Annotated in this window: 1 rRNA gene (only partly in view); it reads right to left on the bottom strand. The window is 55.8% G+C overall.

The window, feature by feature from the left end:
- Nucleotides 1-22: 22 nt before the first annotated feature.
- Nucleotides 23-1,420, bottom strand: a 23S ribosomal RNA gene (locus ACH4RG_RS36445) (it continues 1,827 nt past the right edge of the window).

Genomic DNA, 1,420 nt, shown 5'->3' with positions numbered 1-1,420 from the left:
AACACAGTGGACGCGAGCAACTGAGGACAAGCCCTCGGCCTATTAGTACCAGTCAGCTCCACCCGTTGCCGGGCTTCCACATCTGGCCTATCAACCCAGTCGTCTACTGGGAGCCTTAACCCCTCAAGAGGGTGGGAATACTCATCTCGAAGCAGGCTTCCCGCTTAGATGCTTTCAGCGGTTATCCTTTCCGAACGTAGCCAACCAGCCATGCCCTTGGCAGGACAACTGGCACACCAGAGGTTCGTCCGTCCCGGTCCTCTCGTACTAGGGACAGCCCTTCTCAATATTCCTACGCGCGCAGCGGATAGGGACCGAACTGTCTCACGACGTTCTAAACCCAGCTCGCGTACCGCTTTAATGGGCGAACAGCCCAACCCTTGGGACCGACTCCAGCCCCAGGATGCGACGAGCCGACATCGAGGTGCCAAACCATCCCGTCGATATGGACTCTTGGGGAAGATCAGCCTGTTATCCCCGGGGTACCTTTTATCCGTTGAGCGACAGCGCTTCCACAAGCCACTGCCGGATCACTAGTCCCGACTTTCGTCCCTGCTCGACCCGTCGGTCTCACAGTCAAGCTCCCTTGTGCACTTACACTCAACACCTGATTGCCAACCAGGCTGAGGGAACCTTTGGGCGCCTCCGTTACTCTTTAGGAGGCAACCGCCCCAGTTAAACTACCCATCAGACACTGTCCCTGATCCGGATCACGGACCCAGGTTAGACATCCAGCACGACCAGAGTGGTATTTCAACGACGACTCCACAACCACTGGCGTGGCCGCTTCAAAGTCTCCCACCTATCCTACACAAGCCGAACCGAACACCAATATCAAACTATAGTAAAGGTCCCGGGGTCTTTCCGTCCTGCTGCGCGAAACGAGCATCTTTACTCGTAGTGCAATTTCACCGGGCCTATGGTTGAGACAGTCGAGAAGTCGTTACGCCATTCGTGCAGGTCGGAACTTACCCGACAAGGAATTTCGCTACCTTAGGATGGTTATAGTTACCACCGCCGTTTACTGGCGCTTAAGTTCTCAGCTTCGCCACCCCGAAAGGCAGCTAACCGGTCCCCTTAACGTTCCAGCACCGGGCAGGCGTCAGTCCGTATACATCGCCTTACGGCTTCGCACGGACCTGTGTTTTTAGTAAACAGTCGCTTCTCGCTGGTCTCTGCGGCCACCCCCAGCTCAAGCAGCAAGTGCTATCACCAGTGATGGCCCCCCTTCTCCCGAAGTTACGGGGGCATTTTGCCGAGTTCCTTAACCATAGTTCACCCGAACGCCTCGGTATTCTCTACCTGACCACCTGAGTCGGTTTAGGGTACGGGCCGCCATGAAACTCGCTAGAGGCTTTTCTCGACAGCATAGGATCATCCACTTCACCACAATCGGCTCGGCATCAGGTCTCACCCTTAA

The sequence above is a fragment of the Streptomyces sp. NPDC021019 genome (genome assembly GCF_044333295.1).
GTDB lineage: Bacteria > Actinomycetota > Actinomycetes > Streptomycetales > Streptomycetaceae > Streptomyces.
This window is presented reverse-complemented; position numbering and strand designations above follow the sequence as displayed.